At 35.4% G+C, this 20,426-nt stretch carries 18 protein-coding genes and 2 pseudogenes; 15 read left to right on the forward strand and 5 right to left on the reverse strand.

Features of this window, described 5'->3' with window-relative positions; all coding sequences use genetic code 11:
• Positions 1–195: 195 nt before the first annotated feature.
• Together ACOMCU_RS07965 and ACOMCU_RS07970 are read right to left on the reverse strand one after the other, a co-directional pair.
• Positions 196–276 (reverse strand): annotated as a pseudogene (locus tag ACOMCU_RS07965) (YjcZ family sporulation protein); the annotation flags it as partial.
• 575 nt (positions 277–851) lie between these two features.
• Positions 852–1,769: pseudogene (locus tag ACOMCU_RS07970) on the reverse strand (beta-propeller fold lactonase family protein); the annotation flags it as partial.
• Between the two features lie 223 nt (positions 1,770–1,992).
• Between ACOMCU_RS07970 and ACOMCU_RS07975 the strand changes: the two are divergent.
• From ACOMCU_RS07975 to ACOMCU_RS08010, 8 genes are all read left to right on the forward strand, one after another.
• The gene (locus ACOMCU_RS07975) at positions 1,993–2,157 is read left to right on the forward strand and encodes a hypothetical protein (protein WP_155242431.1); all 165 of its coding nucleotides are present in this window, start codon (positions 1,993–1,995) and stop codon (positions 2,155–2,157) included.
• Between the two features lie 212 nt (positions 2,158–2,369).
• Positions 2,370–3,347, forward strand: a complete 978-nt coding sequence (locus ACOMCU_RS07980; protein WP_421049847.1) for a hypothetical protein — start codon at positions 2,370–2,372, stop codon at positions 3,345–3,347.
• Positions 3,348–3,777: 430 nt separating this feature from the next.
• The gene (locus ACOMCU_RS07985) at positions 3,778–4,203 is read left to right on the forward strand and encodes an acyl-CoA thioesterase (protein ID WP_010859445.1); all 426 of its coding nucleotides are present in this window, start codon (positions 3,778–3,780) and stop codon (positions 4,201–4,203) included.
• Between the two features lie 11 nt (positions 4,204–4,214).
• Complete coding sequence (locus ACOMCU_RS07990) at positions 4,215–4,589, forward strand: DUF423 domain-containing protein (RefSeq protein ID WP_010859444.1); 375 nt, start codon at positions 4,215–4,217, stop codon at positions 4,587–4,589.
• Between the two features lie 189 nt (positions 4,590–4,778).
• Positions 4,779–6,110 (forward strand): SPFH domain-containing protein, encoded by a 1,332-nt coding sequence (locus tag ACOMCU_RS07995; protein WP_421049848.1) that lies wholly within the window; start codon positions 4,779–4,781, stop codon positions 6,108–6,110.
• A gap of 14 nt (positions 6,111–6,124) precedes the next feature.
• Positions 6,125–7,228 carry a hypothetical protein gene (locus ACOMCU_RS08000; RefSeq protein WP_010859442.1) on the forward strand — a complete coding sequence of 368 codons (1,104 nt, stop codon included), beginning with the start codon at positions 6,125–6,127 and terminating at the stop codon, positions 7,226–7,228.
• Positions 7,229–7,433: 205 nt separating this feature from the next.
• Positions 7,434–8,330: a DegV family protein gene (locus tag ACOMCU_RS08005; RefSeq protein ID WP_421049849.1), complete on the forward strand. Its 897-nt coding sequence runs from the start codon at positions 7,434–7,436 to the stop codon at positions 8,328–8,330.
• Positions 8,331–8,485: 155 nt separating this feature from the next.
• Positions 8,486–9,691, forward strand: a complete 1,206-nt coding sequence (locus ACOMCU_RS08010) for an EAL-associated domain-containing protein (protein ID WP_010859440.1) — start codon at positions 8,486–8,488, stop codon at positions 9,689–9,691.
• Between the two features lie 11 nt (positions 9,692–9,702).
• On the opposite strand, the gene ACOMCU_RS08015 is transcribed toward ACOMCU_RS08010, so the two are convergent.
• Positions 9,703–9,918 carry a hypothetical protein gene (locus ACOMCU_RS08015; RefSeq protein ID WP_421049850.1) on the reverse strand — a complete coding sequence of 72 codons (216 nt, stop codon included), beginning with the start codon at positions 9,916–9,918 and terminating at the stop codon, positions 9,703–9,705.
• Positions 9,919–10,278: 360 nt separating this feature from the next.
• Here ACOMCU_RS08015 and ACOMCU_RS08020 point away from each other — a divergent pair, with 360 nt between their 5' ends.
• On the forward strand, positions 10,279–10,440 hold the full coding sequence (locus ACOMCU_RS08020) for a hypothetical protein (protein ID WP_219362401.1): 162 nt from the start codon (positions 10,279–10,281) through the stop codon (positions 10,438–10,440).
• Between the two features lie 28 nt (positions 10,441–10,468).
• On the opposite strand, the gene ACOMCU_RS08025 is transcribed toward ACOMCU_RS08020, so the two are convergent.
• Positions 10,469–10,798 carry a hypothetical protein gene (locus tag ACOMCU_RS08025; protein WP_421049851.1) on the reverse strand — a complete coding sequence of 110 codons (330 nt, stop codon included), beginning with the start codon at positions 10,796–10,798 and terminating at the stop codon, positions 10,469–10,471.
• A 1,014-nt stretch (positions 10,799–11,812) separates the two neighbouring features.
• On the opposite strand from ACOMCU_RS08025, the gene ACOMCU_RS08030 reads away from it, so the two are divergent.
• The 4 genes from ACOMCU_RS08030 to ACOMCU_RS08045 all read left to right on the forward strand — a co-directional run bounded on the left by ACOMCU_RS08030 (position 11,813) and on the right by ACOMCU_RS08045 (position 16,886).
• Positions 11,813–12,772, forward strand: a complete 960-nt coding sequence (locus ACOMCU_RS08030; RefSeq protein ID WP_421049852.1) for an ETX/MTX2 family pore-forming toxin — start codon at positions 11,813–11,815, stop codon at positions 12,770–12,772.
• Between the two features lie 666 nt (positions 12,773–13,438).
• The gene (locus tag ACOMCU_RS08035; protein WP_421049853.1) at positions 13,439–14,071 is read left to right on the forward strand and encodes a hypothetical protein; all 633 of its coding nucleotides are present in this window, start codon (positions 13,439–13,441) and stop codon (positions 14,069–14,071) included.
• 298 nt (positions 14,072–14,369) lie between these two features.
• The gene (locus ACOMCU_RS08040) at positions 14,370–15,902 is read left to right on the forward strand and encodes a thiol-activated cytolysin family protein (protein WP_419185149.1); all 1,533 of its coding nucleotides are present in this window, start codon (positions 14,370–14,372) and stop codon (positions 15,900–15,902) included.
• A 768-nt stretch (positions 15,903–16,670) separates the two neighbouring features.
• Positions 16,671–16,886 (forward strand): RusA family crossover junction endodeoxyribonuclease, encoded by a 216-nt coding sequence (locus tag ACOMCU_RS08045; protein ID WP_421049854.1) that lies wholly within the window; start codon positions 16,671–16,673, stop codon positions 16,884–16,886.
• 160 nt (positions 16,887–17,046) lie between these two features.
• Here the strand turns inward: ACOMCU_RS08045 and ACOMCU_RS08050 are convergent, their stop codons facing one another.
• Complete coding sequence (locus ACOMCU_RS08050; protein WP_010859431.1) at positions 17,047–17,385, reverse strand: hypothetical protein; 339 nt, start codon at positions 17,383–17,385, stop codon at positions 17,047–17,049.
• Positions 17,386–18,011: 626 nt separating this feature from the next.
• Between ACOMCU_RS08050 and ACOMCU_RS08055 the strand changes: the two genes are divergently transcribed.
• Both ACOMCU_RS08055 and ACOMCU_RS08060 read left to right on the forward strand, forming a co-directional pair.
• Positions 18,012–18,893: a hypothetical protein gene (locus tag ACOMCU_RS08055; RefSeq protein WP_421049855.1), complete on the forward strand. Its 882-nt coding sequence runs from the start codon at positions 18,012–18,014 to the stop codon at positions 18,891–18,893.
• Between the two features lie 577 nt (positions 18,894–19,470).
• Positions 19,471–19,653, forward strand: coding sequence for a hypothetical protein (locus ACOMCU_RS08060; RefSeq protein WP_419185166.1), 183 nt, complete (start codon positions 19,471–19,473; stop codon positions 19,651–19,653).
• Positions 19,654–20,426: the final 773 nt, after the last annotated feature.

A 20,426-nucleotide genomic window follows, 5' to 3' on the forward strand; every position in this document is an offset into this window, starting at 1 on the left:
TAAAAAACAATAAAAAAAGGGTCACCAGGCTGGGGGCGACCCTTTGGTCATAACAGGAGTGTATAAAGCTGCTAGATTAGCATTACACTACTATTATGATAGTTTGCAGAAGGGGTTATGGAGATTATTGATAGTTGCCAATAATGAAGGCGCTAACCTTCTATTCAACTCGTTACACTTAGAAAATTGGAAATGTTAATATGGCTTATGCATGAAAGATGCGCCGACAATAATTAGAAGAATGAATAGGACAACGATTAGAACGAATGATGAACCGCCATAGCTACTGCCGCTGTCATAGCCTCCGTAATAACAATTGTTGTTGTAATTACCTACATTACCTACATTTCCTGAGTATCCCATAAAAATCCCTCCTTTCTACAATCTATAATATGTTAGTTGTAGAAAGGAGAGGAGGTTTTTATCTAATCAATATTTTCTTTTGAAGAATTGAAAATCCTGTTACGTATTTTGTGGGACAATAAAAAAGGGTCACTGCTGGTCCTCTGCGGAGATAGGCGAAAATTAAATGCCTTTACACAATATAAATATGCCTTAGACGAAGATAATGCATAGTGATTTGCCTATAGATCAATCTAATAAAAAAAGCCGCAGCGTCTTCACACGATACAGCCTAGAATGGGTTCGAACCCTTTGAGTTTTGAACAATATGTTTATAAAAGGTTCCATAAACAAATTTAATTTTTTATACATTTCAAAATATCACTTGCTAACTTTGTAGATCTTGCATACCGAATCTGGGGAGGGGCCAGTGTTTTTTTGTTTGAAACCTCCAAGCTCCAAGGACACAGGATTATGAAATCAACTCGTTTATATAAAAAGTTAATCTTTTATTGGCAGATTGTCCCGGTTTTTATACCAGTAGGACCGTTAAATCCTGGGATTGTAGCAACGACCATATTGGTTGCTATTTTTATGACAGACACAGTATTGTCAGCTTGATTTGTGACATATGCAAATGTTCCATCAGGCAAGATAGTTACTTGGTCAGGAGATAATCCTACTGGGATGGTAGCAATCACCGTATTAGTTGCTGTATTGATAACAGATACAGTATTACTACCTTTATTTACAATGTAAATAAGTGTTCCGTCAGGTGTAATGGAGTTTCCTACAGGTCCTGTTCCTACAGGGATTGTAACTACTACTGTATTAGTTGCTGCATTAATGACAGATACGGTGTTACTATTTTCGTTTGTAACGTAAGCAAATTGTCCGCTCGGTATGAAAACGATTGATCTTGGGCGAATTCCCACAAGGATTGTAGCAACCACGGTATTAGTAGCTGTATTTATGACTGATACTGTACCTGAATTTTCGTTTGCCACGTAAGCAAACGCACCATTCGGAGTAAAAGCTATGCCTTGAGGTTGGAGCCCTACTGGAATAGTAGCTGTTACGGTATTAGTAGCTGTATTTATGACAGATACAGTGTTAGATCCATGATTGGATACATAAGCAAGTGTTCCATTTGGTGAAATGGCTACACCAAGGGGATTAACTCCTACCGGAATGGTAGCGATTGGCGTGTTTGTTTCAGTACTAAAAACCGTTACATTATTCGAGAAGAAAGCAGGAACGTAACCAAATGCTCCATTTGGTGTAATCGCTACTTCTAGAGGAGCAGATCCTACTGGAATGGTAGCGACTATAGTATTTGTCGCTGTATCAATCACTGATACTCTATTATCAGGAGTTGCTAGCTGACCAGCGTCTGTAACATATACGAGATAGTTACAACTTGGTGGTAAAGGTAAAAATGGTGGCATAGGACAACGACAAGGACAACAAAAACAACAACAATGACAATGGCAACTTGGATTTGATTTAAACTTGAACTTTTTAAAAGATTTATGTTCTTTCTCCACAATGGACTTCCTTTCTGTCATATATTGATACTTTATGTGTAAAGAATTAGGCTTCTTGTACGTTTACCTAAACCAAATACTCCTCCACTGGGAGGAACCACAAGTGCCAAATACACTAACATCAACAGCTAAACAAGATTTAAAGGGATTGTTAAAAGAGACACATAAACGCAGAATTTTAAAGGTGGATCATGGTGATAAAGTGGATTGCATGACAGATGGTGAAGCGTTAGGATTACTGATTTCGGTTGTTAAACGAACTATTTAAAACAAACAAGATTACGGAGATTATTCGTTTTTTACGTAGAAGGGCTTTGGTGGAATTGACTCAATTGAAAAAGTTCTTATACAATTTTTTAAAATTGCTGTCCTTTTGACATCTAGCTGACACATTTCGCTGATAAATTGTAGATACAGCTTAGTAAAAATCTAAGCTAGAGGAAAAAACCTCGTTTACACTAATTCAAGGAGTGAATAAGAATGAAAAGAAAAAGTAAGATTGCAACTTATGCTATGACAGGAGCTTTATCATTAGGGATAATTGGAGGTACAACTATTCCAACCTATGCTGCTACGGTTCAAAAAGAAACAGTGAATGTAGAAAAATACACAAATTTGGATGCTGAAACACAACAAAAAGTTGATGAAATTTTAAATAACTTAAGCGACGAACTAGCTAACCTAGGGGTATATTCAAAATACAATGGAAAAGCTGATAAATTCGCCAATTTAGATGATGAAACGAACACACAGGTACAAGAAATAATGCAACAAGTTAAAGACGGTTCTTTAACTCAAGAGGAAGCCAATACGCAACTCAAAGAACTTGGTGTATCTCATACTTCTATCGGAAAAGCTGATAAATTCGCAAATTTAGATGATGAAACGAACATACAGGTACAAGAAATTATGAAACAAGTTAAAGACGGTTCTTTAACTCAAGAGGAAGCTAATACGCAACTCAAAGAACTTGGTGTATCTCTTACTCATGCTATCATCGGAAAAGCTGATAAATTCGCCAATTTAGATGATGAGACGAACACACAGGTACAAGAAATAATGCAACAAGTTAAAGACGGTTCCTTAACTCAAGAGGAAGCCAATACGCAACTCAAAGAACTTGGTGTATCTTTTACTCATGCTTTCATCGGAAAAGCTGATAAATTCGCAAATTTAGATGATGAAACGAACACACAGGTACAAGAAATAATGCAACAAGTTAAAGACGGTTCTTTAACTCAAGAGGAAGCCAATACGCAACTCAAAGAACTTGGTGTATCTCTTAATCATACTTCTTTCGGAAAAGGTGATAAATTCGCAAATTTAGATGATGAAACGAAAATAAAAGTTACAAAGTTAATTGAAAAAGCAAAAGTGCAAATGGAAGAACTAGGAGTAGATTTCCCTACAGAAAAGTTTAATCAATTTATCAATTATACAAAGAAGATTAATTTATAATGTTCTTAGTATAAACCTCACTTAGAATAGTTAAAGAACCATAAGTACAAATATGACTATTAAAATGAGGGAATATTTTAGAATAATTAAAAAGTCACTCATTCGAAAAATAATGAGTGACTTTTCTTTATATATATGTACGTACCTGCCCGGTGCTTAATCTTTTTATTTTTTTGTATTTGGTGGACCCCAATAGTTGTTCTAAACAGAATTCGATGCACCTAAGAACGTACATGATTAGTACCCCACGGTACCCCAGAAAGTACCCCAATTAAAAGAGTTAATATGTTAAGTTATTCATATCAAAAATCAATTTTTAAATAAAATACTAAAAAGAGCACCTCTTCATTTTTCAACGTTCATCACTCCTAGAGCAAAATCCCCGCCAATTCAATATTTTTACGCTATAATGATACTCGAGGTGAAGAAAATGTTTGTAAGTGAAAAACAGATTGAGATTCGATATGCCGAAACGGATCAGATGGGCGTTGTGTACCACGCAAACTATATCATATGGATGGAGATTGGACGTTCACAACTAGTGAGTGATGCGGGGTTTGAATATGCCGCATTGGAAAAAGAAGGCTATGTATCACCAGTGATGGATTTATCTATTTCATATAAGGCAGCTATGCATTACGGCCAGGTAGCAACGGTGCGCACTTGGGTGGAAAAACACGACCGTTTACGCACAACATATGGCTATGAGATTTTACATGAGGATGGAACAGTTGCTGCTACTGCTCAGTCAGTACATATTTTAGCTCATAAAGACACGCTAAGACCTGTTTCGCTAAGTAAAATCGATGCAGTTTGGGATGCGAAATATAAAGAAATTGCTGTTGAGCAAAGATAGGTGAGTAGCATATGGGAATTTTACTAGGTTTAGGCGCTATTATGGCTGCTCTTGGGGTGGCACTTGGTGCATTCGGAGCACATGCATTAAAGGATAAATTTTCAACCCCTCGATATGCGGCGATTTGGGAAACGGCTGTGCAATATCATATGTATCATTCACTCGGTCTACTCGTGCTTGGGATTTTATCAAGTGATGCACTTTTAGGAACATCCAGTATACTTTCTTGGGCAGGTTATTTAATGTTCGCAGGCATTATTTTCTTTTCAGGCAGTTTATATGTACTTGCGGTTACAGGGGTTAAAAAGCTAGGGGCCATTACCCCAATTGGCGGTATGTTATTTATTATTGCTTGGATTCTTGTAGCAATGAATGCTTTTGCTTAAGAGGAGGTGCTGTACACTTTGTGCAGCATCTTTTTTGATTTCATCGAGAGGCTGGTGAAAGGAAAGTACAAGTTGTTTCGGTTGATTGCAAATGATGAAACAAATTGTCTTTTCTTACGTAATACAGTAGTGAGCAAATTATATTTAATGATAAAATGGGCTTAAGTATATGTTGAAGGTGGGAATAATATGGGTTTATTAAAAGCAGGCGTTGGTGCATTAGCAGGCGTATTAGAAGATCAATGGCGTGAGTATTTCTATTGTGAGTCTCTGACAGCAGACGTACTCGTAACGAAGAGTGTAAAGCGTACTTCAAAACGTGGCTCGAATAAAGGGCATGATAATATTATTAGTAATGGCTCCATCATTGCAATTAATGAAGGTCAATGTATGATGATTGTCGAGCAAGGGAAAGTGGTAGAGTTTTCTTCGGAGTCTGGCGAATATGTATATGATACATCAACAGAGCCATCAATTATGTATGGCAATGATCTTTCTTCGAACATTATAGAAACATTCAAGCAAATAGGAAAGCGATTTACATTTGGCGGTGAAATAGCGAAGGATCAACGCGTGTATTACTTCAATAAAAAAGAAATAATCGGCAATAAGTATGGTACACCAGCTCCTATTCCTTTCCGTGTCATTGATAGAAACATTGGTTTAGATATTGATATTGCCATTCGTTGTCATGGGGAGTATTCGTATAAAATAGTGGATCCATTATTATTTTACACTAATGTATGTGGGAATGTGGAACGTGAATTCACACGTGATGCGATCGATAGCCAATTAAAAACAGAACTCATGACAGCTTTACAACCGGCATTTGCACAAATTTCTGCAAGTGGTGTGCGTTACAGTGAAATACCCGCACATACAATCGCCCTAGCAGACGCATTAAACAAGGTGTTATCGGAAAAATGGCTAGCAACACGTGGCCTGGCAGTCGTGTCATTAGGGATAAGTTCTTTAAAAGCGTCTGAAGAAGATGAAGCCATGCTGAAACAATTGCAACGTAATGCGGTGATGCGTGACCCTGGCATGGCAGCTGCTCATTTAACAGGGGCACAGGCTGAGGCAATGATTGCAGCTGCTAAAAATGAAGGTGGGGCAATGGCTGGCTTCATGGGCTTGAACATGGCGACACAAGCAGGCGGTGTCAATGCAGGGCAGCTATTCCAAATGAACGAGCAACATAAACAAGCGCAAATGGCACAGGCATCAATGCAAGCACAAACAGTGGCTACTCCGGATGCATGGAAATGTGCTTGTGGACATGAAAATACAGGGAAGTTCTGTTCGAATTGTGGGGCATCAAAACCAATGACAGAAGGCTGGTCATGTACATGCGGTACGGTCAATAAAGGAAAGTTCTGTAGCGAATGTGGTTCTAAAAAACCAGTTGGCGCAATGCAATATGCTTGCGATAAATGTGGATGGGAACCAGAAAATGTGACAAATCCACCAAAATTCTGTCCAGAGTGTGGCGATGTTTTCGATGAAAATGATAGTAAGTAAGGAGATGACTAATGATGACGACACAAGAAGCACAAAACGTCAAAGAGGCCAAGCTTGAATTTGACGCTGAATGTCCATCATGTAGTGCATCAATTGAATTTAACCCAGCAACAGGAAAATTATCTTGCCCTTATTGTGGCTTTGAGACAGCCATTGCAACCCCAGAAAAAGAAGAAGAAAAAGTTGCACAGGAAATGGATTTTGCACTAGCTGAGGAACGTGGGAATTTTAATTGGGGTGTGGAGAAAAAAACTGTTATTTGTAAAGCTTGCGCGGCAGAAACGATTTACGATGCATTACAAGTCGCCGACAGTTGCCCTTATTGTGGTTCTAACCAAGTAATGGAGGCAAGTGCAGAAAACACACTTGCACCAAATGGTGTTTGTGCATTCGAGGTCACAGACAAGCAAGCGGGAGATCATTTTCAAAAATGGATTAAAGGAAGATGGTTTACCCCAAAAGCTGCGAAAATGGGTGCAAAGCCTGATTCCTTTAAGGGTGTCTACCTACCCTATTGGACGTTTGATACGAAAACAAGCGCACGATACTCAGCTAGCTATGGTAAACATCGAACAGTAACAGATAAAGACGGCAATACGCGTACTGAAACCGATTGGTATGCGACAAGTGGATTTTATCAAGAGTTTATTGACGATCATTTGATAAGTGCTACGACACGATATGATCGAGATATGATGCGAAAAATCGAACCTTTTAATTTGCTGAATAATAAATCCTATAAGCCTGAATACGTCACTGGTTTTTTGTCAGAACGATATAGCATCGGTTTGCAGGATGGATGGCATCAGGCGAAGAGAGAAATTCAAGATCACTTACATGCGCAAATAACGACGAAAATCCGTCTAGAAAAACATGCAGATGTTGTGTCGAATTTGCGTTTCTCTACAACCCATGATGACATTACATATAAATATTTAATGTTACCAATTTGGCTATCATCCTTCCGCTACAAGGATAAAATTTACCGCTTTATGGTGAATGGTCAAACAGGTCGTGTAGGTGGCGATGCACCGATTTCACCGTTACGGGTAACATTTGCAGTTCTCTTATCATTAATTGTTATTTCCTGTATCTGGTATTTTTTTATGTCTGAATAGTCACGACAGTATTCCAAAAGTATGGTTAACCTACTGAGGGAATACTGTTTTTTTTATAGAGAAAATTGTCGAAATGATGTCGAATCGTGTAAATAAATTTAGTGAGCATGATAAATGTCACTATTCATCACGGCACTATCTATGTATAGTTGCATAAGCTATATAGATAATAATATTTCACGATAGACGAGGAGCACAGCATTTAATGAAAAAGAAAATTGCATGGGTTACAGATACAGCAGCATTGTTAGATGAAAAATACATACAGGACAATCATATTCACGTATTGCCACTGAATATTGTATTTGAAGAAGGGGCATTACGTGAAACGGTTGATATGACACATGACGAGTTTTACGATAAATTACGCAGTGCTAAAACACATCCAAAGACGTCGCAACCTGCCATTGGTGAAGTGGTGGAATTATATCAATCATTAAAGCAACAAGGTTATGCCTGTGCAATTGCTATTCATACATCGCAGCATTTATCGGGCACTTATTTAAGCGCTTTCACAGCAGCCGAGCAAGCACAATTTGAAGTGCATCCAGTCGATTCAAAAATTGGCTCTTTTCCAATGATGAAGATGATTGAGCTTGGGCAGCAGTTGGCAAGAGAGGGCTTCGAACCAGCCGCTATCGTTGAAAGAATTAATGAGCTTGCCGACCTGAGTAAGTTATCTTTTATCCCATCGAGTTTATCGCAATTGCATAAAAGTGGGCGAGTTACAGGTACACAGGCTTTTTTAAGCAACCTTTTGAACATTAAAGTCGTTATTTCCTTTGATAATGGAAAAGTTGTGATGAAAGAAAAAATACGCACAGCAACAAAAGCAAAAGCATATGTAGAAAACCTTTTAACTATAGATTTAGAATCCAGTATGATTCCCGAGGTGGCTGTCATCCACTGTAACAATGAAGAAGGTGCTAGATGTTGGCAAGCATCTCTTGAAAAAGCGTACCCTCTAATCACTTTTCATGTTCTACCATTGAGTGCATGTGTGGGGGTTCATGCAGGGGAAGGTACACTTGGATTGAGCTGGGTATGTCAACCAGAGCTAGCAGCGTACAAGCAACTGGAAAAAGAATTAGTAACACTATAAAAAGGATGTTTTCTTAAATAACGGCATGTGAAGTTGCGAATTTCCTATAAACAAATTATTATACAGTCAGAGAGCTTTTTCATTTAATCAACTGTGAATGTAATGTTATTTTTGAATAACGATAGGCAGGTTATTCAAGTATGGGGGTTTCGACAATGGATGCAATTGAAGTGTTAACAAATTTAGATCAAATACATGGGTATTTTCAACCTATATTTAGCGCAGACGCGCATACGGTGATTGCCTACGAAATTTCCGGACATTTACAAATTGAAGGTCAACAAATTAATTTAAAAGATTTTGTGAATAATGAAGATATTCCAGAAGAATATCGAATTGATATGGAACATAAAATTTTGCACGCGGCTTTAGCAAAAATTGAGGAAGTAGCGAATGACATTGATATTTATATTCCAAGTAACCCTAATTTGTTGATGCAAGATTTCGGTGAAAGCCATTTTAGTATTATTCAACAATATTTACGAGAAGAAGATTTACATCGTATTGTATTGGTTGTGTCTGAACATCGCTTTTTAGGTGATATCAATAAATTACATCATGCTCTGCGTTACTTTACAACGTACGGTGTGAAAATTGCTGTACAGGAAGTAGGAGCTGAAAGTCATTTAGAGCACATTGCTTTACTTTCTCCACAGATTTTAAAAGTGGATATTCGTGAATTGAATTATGATTCATGGTCAGCCCAATCAGATATGATTTCAGCAATTGGAAGTTTAGCATATAAAATTGGTGCAAACTTATTATTTGAAGGTATCGGGACTGTTTATCAATTGCAATTTGCCTGGAAAAATGGGGGACGCTTCTATCAAGGACCCTACTTGGCAAATGCGGCAATAAATTTTGTGGAAAAAGATGTACTGAAGGAAAGATTTAAACAGGAATGTCAACGATTCATTACCTCAGAAAAGAAAATGCTTGAGGCGCAGTATTTTGAACTAAAGAAGTTGCAGGAGGAGCTAGAGGCGATTGTCCACCGTGTCAAACCTACTAGTGAAAACATTGCCCAGTTAGAACATTTAGCACAGCTGTTAGATGGCTATTCTTTCCGATTATATATTTGTAATGAGGATGGATTTCAGCTAACGCCAAACGTGATGCGTGTAGAAGGACAGTGGGAATTACAACCAAGTGCGATCAATAAAAACTGGAGTTGGCGTCCCTATTTCCTCCAAACGATTATAAAAATGCGTAATGATCAAAGTGGGGAAATTTCTGAACTGTATCGAGATATTGAAACCGGAGAGATTACACGCACATTTTCAATAGCGATTAATGAACATGAATATTTGTTTGTCGATCTTTCCTATGATTTTCTCTATGAACATAATATATTTAGATAGTCTATAAATGCTTATATATCAGGGTTTGTGGGGTGCAAATATACTTTGTACCCCGTTTTTTTGTTTGAGAAGCACTCAAATTTAAGCAATGATGATAAAATTTTTGTTGCTTTTAATTCTTCATCAACTAGTGAATGAGCGTATGCCTTCATCACCATTTCTGGTGTGTCCCCGATAATTTTTGCTACTGTTGTTACTGCTGCACCCTCAGCAATTAAAATACTCACATAAGTGTGTCTTAGAATATGAGCTGATAATCGTTCAATTTGATGCTTTGTTTTAATGCATGGAACATTTTCACAATATAACCACTACTGATTGGTACTAAATTAGCGGTATAAATACATAATCGGTTTCTTCCAGCTCAGAACCATATAGTTTTTTTGTCTCGACACCGAGAGTGCGCATGTCTCATAGAAAGTTAGACGGGCAGAAAGCTGAGAAAGATGGATATTTCCATTATGGAACTTGGATATCTAAAGCGCCATGGTTTATGGGGTCTCGCTTCAATGGACATTCAGTGTAGATGCACAACAATATTCATGGTAAACGGTAAATTACCTGAGTATAGGCGTGGTGGAGATTACATGGATAATAAGTACCAACAAAAGCTAGCCGCTCGAATCGATGCTTATATGAGCGACTTAGGATTAACTTATAAACAAGCTTTTAATAAAGCTTATAAAGAGGTAAAGCCGCCAAGTGTTGTGGTGCCATTTATAAGCTATGAAGAATGGAGAAAACAATAAAGTGGAGAGGCGTAAAAAGCAAAAGGTACTATTCCTTTTGCTTTATTTCTAAAAATAATGCGTAATTAATTGCAATAAACATTACTATAGAAAAAATAATTGAAGGAGTGGATTTATAGAAGATTGATGTAATCAATAAAACAAGAGAACTAATGATAATGAATACAAGTAATAAAATATTCGTTTTTTTACTAGGTTTAAAAAAATCGTGAAGTATACCAAGTAAAGAACAAAATCCTACAAATATAAGATACTCATAAAGAAGTATTGGTTCTAAATAATCTGGACTGAAATTAATTAAATTAATTATTGAAATGAGCAAAAGAATATATTTTGCATATTTATAAATGCCTGACAAAGTATCACCTCCATTTAATAATAAGTTAACTAAATATTGTAAGTCCAGATGAATTTAGGAATAAATTGGTCCGAGTCACTTTTTAGGTGGCTTTTTTTATTTTTGTCTTTCATCTCGCAAGCGCTATAAAGAACGAGAACTAAACACTTTTGAACAGTTTAGGCATTCATAAGAGTAAACGTACATTTCAGTTAGTCTCTTGGGCCAGATAATTGTGCTCAGTACAGATATGGACATAACATCAAAGCATTAAGTCGCATGGTCGATACAACGGAATTACGTCCCAAAATTACAGCAACGGGCAAAGAGGATTTAACGATCACATACACATCTCCTAATCATACGATTTGGGGAATACGTGAAGCTGATCCAATAAGTGATGTTATATTCATGGCTTTTTTGAAGATAAATTAAAATAACTTTGTTTAACAATACTTATCTTAATTTTCCTCTAGGAGATGAAATAATTAGCGGAAAATTAACTTAAATACAAAATACTCTTTGATTCGACTCAATTACGCTCATCTTTTTGGAGAGGTTTCGTTATGTTGATGTGGAGAAAATACACGGATGTATTAGTTGATTACAAATATTCTATTAAAAGGAGGCTTATTGGATGAATCAAGCACCTCTGGCAACGAAACAGGATATTCAATTAGTGAAGGATTATGTTCTACATACACGGCTACTATTATGAATATAGATAGTAGTAAAAAGGGGCAAAAATAATACATATAAATAATACTTCGCAAAAGTGAATTACCACAATTATTTTTTGTGAAATTTAGTGACAATTGATATTAAATTTTGCTATTTTTTGCATCTATTCACCCTAAATTCAGAATAAATAATATATTCAGAGCTTATATTGTTAAAAAATACAATAAAACCAATCCGTATTGCTTTATTAGGGATTGTTTTACACTCATTTTGTAAAAATTAGTGACATTAGATACAGTAGTGACATTAGATATTAGAATCTAATAAAAAATTTACTAATAGGAGGGTTTCATAATGAAAAAGAAAATAATATTGTATGGTGTAGTAGCTAGTACTTTATTAGGAGGCGGTACTTTTACTAATATTGCAAGTGCTGCTGAAAATCAAGAAATTACGGGTAGTAATATTGGAGTTGTTCCAAGCAACGTTCAAGCGGCTGAACAAAGTCAAAATAAGAATAGTGCCTATCAAGATATTGATGAAAGAGTGAAAAAAATGTTGATCAGTGCTGCTAGTCCAGGTACAGTATTTAGAAATCATGATATAAAAGATGCCGAATTAAATGGTAGTAATATAGAAGGTTCTATAATTGAGAACTCTCAACTTTTGACAGTTGGAGAAAACATATTAGAAAATACCCTAGGTCATGAGGTAACATTATATACTAGTGGGTACGAACATGGATTTAAAGAAACGACTAGTACGACTAATACTTCCGGTTGGACATTTGGTTATAATTATAATGCAAGCCTTTCTGTTATGATGCTGACAGCTTCACATAGTTTTAGTGTTGATTATAATATGTCCACTTCAAACACTACAGAAAAATCAGAAGATAGAAAGTTTATTATTCCTCCACAAGGTTTTTCTGTTCCAGCTGGTAAAAAATATAAAGTAGAATATGTGTTTGAAAAAATAACAATTTCGGGTAAGAATAAAATTAATGCAGATTTATATGGGGATGCTACTTATACTTTTAATAATCAACCGATGTCCCCTCAACTTTTATATTCTGCACTGAATTTCGCCTCAGATAAACAGGGATTCGAGCAAGTCATCAGAAATAACGCAGTAGGGAATGATAGATTTGGAATTAGAGCTACGGGCGTAGGACAGTTTAGCACAGAATTTGGAACACGATTATATGCTAAAATAACTGATATTACAAATTCAAAAAAACAAGTAATGCTAGAAACAAAAACAATCCCTGTTGAATTTGAAACTCTTTCTGTGGATACTAAAATAATTGAATAAGAATAACAGCACGCATTTCTCCACCAAAATATCGATTTGGTGGGGTAATTGCGTCCTTTTTTTATTTATAAAATAATCGTTCCTCAAGTTCTGAAATTGTGGTATGTCAGCACAACTGGAAGCCGATTCACTAGGGGCACGAAAGCTATTGGGTGAATGGGCAAAGGTATTAGGTTTATCATACGGAAAATTATATAGACGTATGTTTATTAGCGGAAGGGATATAGAAAAAGCTTTTGAGACTAGATAAATCTAGTCTCTTTTTAATTCAAAAAAGAAAAGGACAAGGTGATTATATATGACTGATTTAACAGCTTTTTTAGCGCAAAACGAATTGAAACAGGAACGAGAAGGTTCATGCAGGTGTGGATGAAGCAGTAGAAGAAGCAAAAAACTAATCGAGGACGCTGACTATGAAGCAAATGTGGCATATTCCTGCTTACACAAACTTCATAAATGGCTGTTCGAATTCGATAGTTTGCCTAAGAATGAAAAGGCAGAGAAAGAAGCAAAACGTGGTAGTAAAGGGAAAGGAAGTAAGTCATTTATCTCATATTTCCTATCGCCAATGTTCGACATGTTAGGAATATTTCTCTAGTATTTTCATAAAAGATATAGTAAAAACCCATCCTTTTATGTATATTTATGGAGGAGGGATATTATACTATGAAAAAATTGTTTGTATTACCATTAGTAATTCTACTAGGCATTGTTTTAGTAGCATGTAGTCAAGATCAAGAGAAGGATAGTAGTAAGAAAAAAGAAAGTGCTGAAAATGCAAGTGAAGAAACATCTCAGGATGAATCATTTAAAGTTGACAAAGGACTATTAAATGTTGATGTAACAATACCAGCTTCGTTTTTTGAGGGCCAGGACATTGATTCAGCGATTGCTGAGGCAAAAAAAGAAGGTATCAAAGAAGCCGTCAAGAACGATGATGGTTCTGTGACTTATAAAATGACTAAATCAAAGCATAAAGAAATGATGAAAGAGCTGGAAACCGGTATTTTAGAAACTGTAGAAGAAATTAAAACTAGCACCGATAACCCAACTTCTATAAAAGATGTGACTTACAACAAATCTTTTTCTGAATTCACATTAATGGTAAATAAAGAGGAGTTTGAAAATAGTTTTGACGCAATGGCATCATTTGGGCTTGCTATTACAGGTATGTATTATCAACTTTTCAGTGGTGTTGATCCTGAAAAATTTAAAGTTACAGTAATTTTTAAAGATGAATCAAATGGAGAAGTAATTAACACAATTGTTTATCCAGATGATTTGGATGACAATAATTAAGTTTTTATTATATTAGGTTCTCTTTTTCCTAAACCTAATTAATGTGGTAAAGGTAAGAGTAAGAAACGTAAGAGATAAGTGAATATACCAGAATGGTAAAGTGGAATCACTCCACATTATGGTTGGAAGGGGAAGGACGTGGATATCCTTTCCCAGAAGAATCATTTATGACTAGAGTAATTAAAGTGTGTCATTTTTACCATTTATCTACTCTGCAACAAATCAAATACACAACTAAACTACTGTATTTAAACCAAATGTTTCTGTGGTATAATTTCCTAAAAAAGGAGTGGTTTTTTTGAGGATTCAAAATTATTTTAAAGTAATAAAATTTCTAGTATGTTTATCTGTTAGTTTATGTATTATAACTTATCCGATTATTTCCTTTGCTGAACCACTTGATACTAATTTGCCTAGTGAAACGAGCAAATCTAATGACATTGATACTGGTATAGCAAACTTGAACTATAATAGTAGCGAAGTTTTAGCAGTGAATGGTGATAAAATTGATAGTTTTGTTCCAAAAGAAGGAATAAACTCAAATAATAAATTTATAGTGGTTGAACGTAACAAAAAATCACTTACAACTTCACCGGTGGATATTTCAATTATCGATTCTATTGCGAATCGTGCCTATCCAGGAGCCTTACAACTTGCAAACAAAGCTTTTGCAGACAATCAACCTAGTTTATTGGTGGCCAAAAGAAAACCGCTAAATATTAGCATAGATTTACCTGGCATGAAAAGAGAAAATACTATGACTGTAGATAATCCAACATATGGTAATGTGTCTGGGGCAGTAGATGAGTTAATATCTACTTGGAGTGAAAAATATTCAACAAGCCATACTTTACCTGCAAGACTACAATATTCAGAATCTATGGTATATAGCAAATCTCAAATAGCAAGCACTCTGAATGTTAACGCCAAAGTTCTTGACAATTCACTGGGAATTGACTTTAATGCGATTGCAAATGGAGAGAAAAAAGTGATGGTTGCGGCATATAAACAAATATTTTATACCGTAAGTGCAGAACTACCTAACAATCCATCAGAACTTTTTGATGATAGCGTTCTTTTTGAAGAGTTAACCCGTAAAGGGGTAAGTAATGAGGCCCCTCCAGTTATGGTGTCAAATGTAGCTTATGGCAGAACAATTTATGTGAAATTAGAAACAAGTTCTAAAAGCAAGGATGTACAAGCTGCTTTTAAAGCCTTACTGAATAATGTTAATACCAATGTAGAAACTAGTGCACAGTACAAAGATATTTTTGAAGAAAGTTCCTTTACTGCTGTAGTATTAGGCGGAGATTCACAACAGCATAACCAGGTTGTCTCAAAAGACTTTAATGATATTAGAAACATAATTAAAGATAATGCAGAATTTAGTCTTAAAAATCCAGCATACCCAATATCCTATACAAGTGTTTTCTTAAAGGATAATTCAATTGCCGCTGTTCATAACAGTACAGATTATATCGAGACGACATCTACAGAATATTCTAAAGGTAGCATCATCCTTGATCATTATGGTGCATATGTTGCTCAATTTGAAGTAGCCTGGGATGAATTTTCATATGATGAAAATGGAAAAGAAGTACTAACCCATAAAACTTGGGATGGAAACTGGAAAGACAAAACAGCTCATTTCTCTACAGTAATACCACTCCCGCCTAATTCAAAAAATATAAGAATTTATGCAAGAGAATGTACAGGTCTTGCATGGGATTGGTGGAGAACAATTATTGATGAACACAATGTTCCATTATCTAATGAAATAAAAGTTTCAATTGGAGGAACTACATTATACCCAACAGGTATTATTAATTAGGTATTAGTCATGAGAGGCACTTTTTCAAAGGCATACGAATGCAAACAGATATTCTTGTATGAAATAATGAAAAGAGAAGAAGCTTTATTGGATGTTGTGTTTAATTAATAACATTTCTTAAAATTCTTGAACCTTAATGATTCACATCACATTTATGAACATAATAGATATACAAATACTGATATATCAAGGTTTGAGGGGTGCAAATATACTTTGCACCTCGCTTTTTTGTTTGAAAAGCACTCAAATTTACAATGATGATAAAATCTTGGTTGCTTGTAATTCTTCATCGGGCAAGTGAATGAATATTTCTGGTGTATCCCCAATAATTTTTGCTACTGTTGCACCCTCCGCAATTAAAATACTCATATAAGTGTCCTGCCTTAGAATATGAGCAGAAAACTGTTCAATTTCATGCTTTGTTTTCAATGCATTTTTTTGAGGCGGTTTTGTCTGACTAAAATCTAAGTAAAGGCTACTATAAAGAACGAACGGTTGGTTGTGTACATTTTTTCACTCCATTTACATTTTTATCCTAATAATACTAATATAGTTCTCTTTTTGCTAAAAGAAAGGCAGACATGAACGTACTTACATTTGAAATACCATACCAGGTCCAGGTGGGATGATGGCGCAACAAAGATCACGAATAACGCGGAATTGCTCATTCGAACCAAAAGAATTAAAAGACGACAAATTATTCGTGAGATTAGAAGTTTCACAAGTGCACCAGAGGAACTTATTACCGAAGAAATCAGGTGAGCATCAATGTACATAAATCATTTTAAAAGGTGCATCAGCAAGCTGTTGAAGGCACGTTACGATTTACAACCAATCCGAAACATCGACAATCTAGCAAAAGGCATCAAGGACGGTCTAAGCAAGGTTTTATGTCAGGACGATAACTCAACAGAGGTGGTTGCTTGTAAGTTTTATTCAGATAATCTGAGAGCAGCGGTGACAATCGAATGGGCACAACAGTAGCGAGATGATGTATTCTGTTTACTGGCGATGCACATGACACGGTTAAGTTCGATTTTACAAAACATCAGATTGAGACGTTCATCACGCTTTGGAACTTAGGGCTACCGATTCAAAAAAACTCGCAGGATTAATGTAAGCAAGGTTAGCGTGGTATTGATTGCTATGGGTTGGGAGATGACAGGCAGGATTGAGCCAAGAACTGGTGGGGTGTTAGGTAAAGAGAAAGTGGTTCGTTGAGAATAAAAAAGAGGAAATAGACATAATCGTCTATTTCCTGTTCCATAGCTTTTAATTTAGCTTTATGTTTAGCTTTAGGAATTGCGTGATACTGCTCGTATCGACACATTCTACACGAACAATGAATTTTTCCTTTACTTAACGTACCGCGTATCGGCATGTATTCGTCTTCTCGTAAAAACACATTTTTTAAAATGCCCCATTTTTTTCGAATAGTTCGCTCTCTCTGATGACGAATATAGGCTTTTGAACGGTTTTTCATATAAAATATCAGCTCCCTTGAGAAACCCAAGCTTGCAGGGAGAGACAAGGGATTACACAGCACTCCCTACAAGCTTGGTATTGAGCTGATATACAGGATGAATTGATTCATAAACATCATTCCTTCGTTTTATACCTAAATTTCCACAATTACCTTATATCTTTTTATGAGAATATAACAAAAAAATAAAAAGCCGCAGCGCTTTCATAAGCTACAGCCTGAATTGGTTCATACCCTTTAATGTTGCACTCAACAGCATTATAGCACAACTTAGGAGGGCAAACCTAATTGGCAAACAAGGGCAAACACAATTAAATCGTTATTCATTTGGACAAGGCAATCAAGAAGTATTATGACAACATGTGTAAATATAAGAGAATGAAGGATGAATTAGATTCATTGACTGTTGCTGCATCCACAGCTGAATACGGAAATGCACTATAACACTAAAACACAATTCTTTTTCATTACAATAGTAAATAAGCAGGGGAATTCCAACCAACCCCTGCTTTTATTTGTTTGATTAAACTTTTGTTCCTTATTATTTTCCTTTTATCCTTAAAAAATGAAACTTTTGGATTTATAGTTCGTATAATTGGAAAATACTTATTTTTCAGGAGGTAAAAATGTTTAAGTTTAGAGGCTTCTTCCTTATATCTATATTCTTACTAACAGCCTGTACTCAGGATACAGTTGTTCCTAAAGAAAAAGAACAAGAAGAAAAAGATGATGAAAATATTGTTGTTACAGCAGATGGAAAAATAACCTTTGAGATTTTTAATGAAATAAAGGTTCCGCAAGAAAAAGTAGAATCAATAAAAGACGAACTCCTTAATGCCTATGATGAAATTCAGAATTCAATACATACTGGATATGTTCCATCCGAGAGAATAAATGTATATCTCAATGTAGGAAATGAACATTCATGGGGTTTGAGATCAGAACTCAAACTATATGGCATTCAGGAAAATCAATATCCACTTGTCCATGAACTGACACATTCCTTACTTGGTTATGGCAACAATTTTGATGCAAGCAGTGGCTATTTTACGCAAGAGGGTTTTGCTTCTTATATGGAAGATAAGTATGGAAAACAACAATCATATTCCCATAAGGTAATGAAGTATTTTATCGATTCAAACAAATTAATACCAATTAGCAAGTTGATAGATCCGAATCAAGATGATTCCTATTTTCGCCCAGCACTTACAGATCAAGAAGAGTACATCCTTCAGTGGATGAGCTATACGCATTCAGCTTCTTTTATTACTTATTTAATTGACACGTATGGATTAGAAAAGTTTGAACAGCTATACAACGAAGAGGACTTGGCTAAAAAAATAGAGGAGATATACGAAAAAAATATTAGTGAGATAGAAAATGATTGGGTAGTTTTTATTAAAAATAGTGAAACGTTAACTTACGAAGACAAAAATAAAATGGGATATTTTTATAATTCTTCTTTATTTATTGATAAAATTGATCCGAAATTTTTTACAAAGGAATAATTCTTTACATGAGAATGTGGGGTATTTAGTAATTTAAATGAATACTTTCCTATCGTGTCTAGCTCTATTTTGTGAGAACAAGAGCAATCCACAATCAAATATTTTACCGCCATAGACGGGCCTTATCTCTAGTACGGTAAGGCTTTTTTATTCTAGAAATAGATCATCTTATTTTTTGAGCTAAAATTAAAGTATCTATTTGAAATTTTAGATAAGCTAAATAAAATAAATTGAAATCAAAAGTTGAAGAAGCTTTTCGAAACGATGACTCGTTTTGGGAGGAGGACTAAATAATAAATAAGTTTTACAAGCATTCCCGTATGGAGTGCTTTTTATTTTGCTTTGAAAACTGCATTAGACAGCCATAATTTTTGTATGTCATACTTCTTGCGTACAACCTCGTCTTGCGATTTTATCCATCAGCTTTTCCTCAATTCAGCTTTGTCTCTATCATTTTTGGCAACATACTTTTCGTTAGCTTTTATAGGTGAATCGTACTACAAATTCGAGGGATCTGTTGCATGTAGGCAATACAAGAGTATAAACTAAGCCAAAAGGGACAATTTATTAATTGGAGGTGATAAATTTGACAAAAGAAAAGCGAAACAACAGTGAGTTGGACAGGGAAGAATATGGGACAGATTTAAGTCCTGACGATTTAGATGTGCGAGAAGAAAATGATCTAACAAATGAACAGATTCAGAATGCAACTAAAGAAAAACGACGCAACGAAAACAATTCCTCAACACGCGATAAATGAAAAAGATAAAGTGAACAATAGGGCTATTCACTTAACGAAAGTTAAGTCTTCTCCAAATTTCCTTGAGAAGTAATTAAAAGAATTTGGTTTCAATAAAAGTTTCGAGTGATGAAAAGCTTCAAGTAAATAAAATTAGCGACACTACTTTTGATAAGTGGTGTTTTTCTTTTTACTTAAACAAGCACTTAGCACATTCAGCTACTAAATCAAATGGTGAAACAATTTATAAGGATCTACATAATTCGTTGTATCAAGTAGAAAAATTTGCATAAACGTAATCTGCTATAGGATACATGTTAAGCACCGCTTAAAAACGGAATATTGGCGAAGGTCGTAAAAGAAGCATGCATAAAAATAAAAGCAAAATGTAACAACAAATGATATTACATTTGTTGTTACAGGAGAATGGAGATAATAAAAGTTACTGCTTCATCGGTTGCAGCGATAAAGCAATAGGAACAATGTACAAGTTGATTTTAGCACAGATGGATGTGGAATTTTTGTCAACATTTATATGAAATTAAGAATTTAGAGAAAATGCTTCATTGCTCCGTTTATTTTTATCGAAGTATGTAGCCGTATGGTATTTCCTAATGGCGAACATCGTACAAAGCACACGAAGATAGCGTCTAGAGTGTCCAATATGTAGCTATAAATTAAATACCATTTGCTTTTGGTAGCTCTACCACAATGTAAAAGTGAGTTGTCTAAATTTTTAGAGGGAAATAGCTGTTAGATTTCAGCAATTCGAGATAGCTCACAGCCTGTGCGGT

Origin of the sequence: Lysinibacillus sp. UGB7 (assembly GCF_049058285.1) — a bacterium.
Taxonomy (GTDB): Bacteria; Bacillota; Bacilli; order Bacillales_A; family Planococcaceae; genus Lysinibacillus; species Lysinibacillus sphaericus_B.

Excerpts from the sequence above, each read along its gene's own strand:
- ACOMCU_RS08030 (WP_421049852.1), top strand. The coding sequence starts at position 11,813 with ATGAAAAAGAAAATAATATTGTATGGTGTAGTAGCTAGTACTTTATTA.
- ACOMCU_RS08055 (WP_421049855.1), top strand. The coding sequence starts at position 18,012 with ATGTTTAAGTTTAGAGGCTTCTTCCTTATATCTATATTCTTACTAACA.
- ACOMCU_RS07985 (WP_010859445.1), top strand. The coding sequence starts at position 3,778 with ATGTTTGTAAGTGAAAAACAGATTGAGATTCGATATGCCGAAACGGAT.
- ACOMCU_RS08010 (WP_010859440.1), top strand. The coding sequence starts at position 8,486 with ATGGATGCAATTGAAGTGTTAACAAATTTAGATCAAATACATGGGTAT.
- ACOMCU_RS07980 (WP_421049847.1), top strand. The coding sequence starts at position 2,370 with ATGAAAAGAAAAAGTAAGATTGCAACTTATGCTATGACAGGAGCTTTA.
- ACOMCU_RS07990 (WP_010859444.1), top strand. The coding sequence starts at position 4,215 with ATGGGAATTTTACTAGGTTTAGGCGCTATTATGGCTGCTCTTGGGGTG.
- ACOMCU_RS07995 (WP_421049848.1), top strand. The coding sequence starts at position 4,779 with ATGGGTTTATTAAAAGCAGGCGTTGGTGCATTAGCAGGCGTATTAGAA.
- ACOMCU_RS08000 (WP_010859442.1), top strand. The coding sequence starts at position 6,125 with ATGACGACACAAGAAGCACAAAACGTCAAAGAGGCCAAGCTTGAATTT.
- ACOMCU_RS08020 (WP_219362401.1), top strand. The coding sequence starts at position 10,279 with ATGGATAATAAGTACCAACAAAAGCTAGCCGCTCGAATCGATGCTTAT.
- ACOMCU_RS08035 (WP_421049853.1), top strand. The coding sequence starts at position 13,439 with ATGAAAAAATTGTTTGTATTACCATTAGTAATTCTACTAGGCATTGTT.
- ACOMCU_RS08050 (WP_010859431.1), bottom strand. The coding sequence starts at position 17,385 with ATGAAAAACCGTTCAAAAGCCTATATTCGTCATCAGAGAGAGCGAACT.
- ACOMCU_RS08005 (WP_421049849.1), top strand. The coding sequence starts at position 7,434 with ATGAAAAAGAAAATTGCATGGGTTACAGATACAGCAGCATTGTTAGAT.
- ACOMCU_RS08045 (WP_421049854.1), top strand. The coding sequence starts at position 16,671 with ATGTACATAAATCATTTTAAAAGGTGCATCAGCAAGCTGTTGAAGGCA.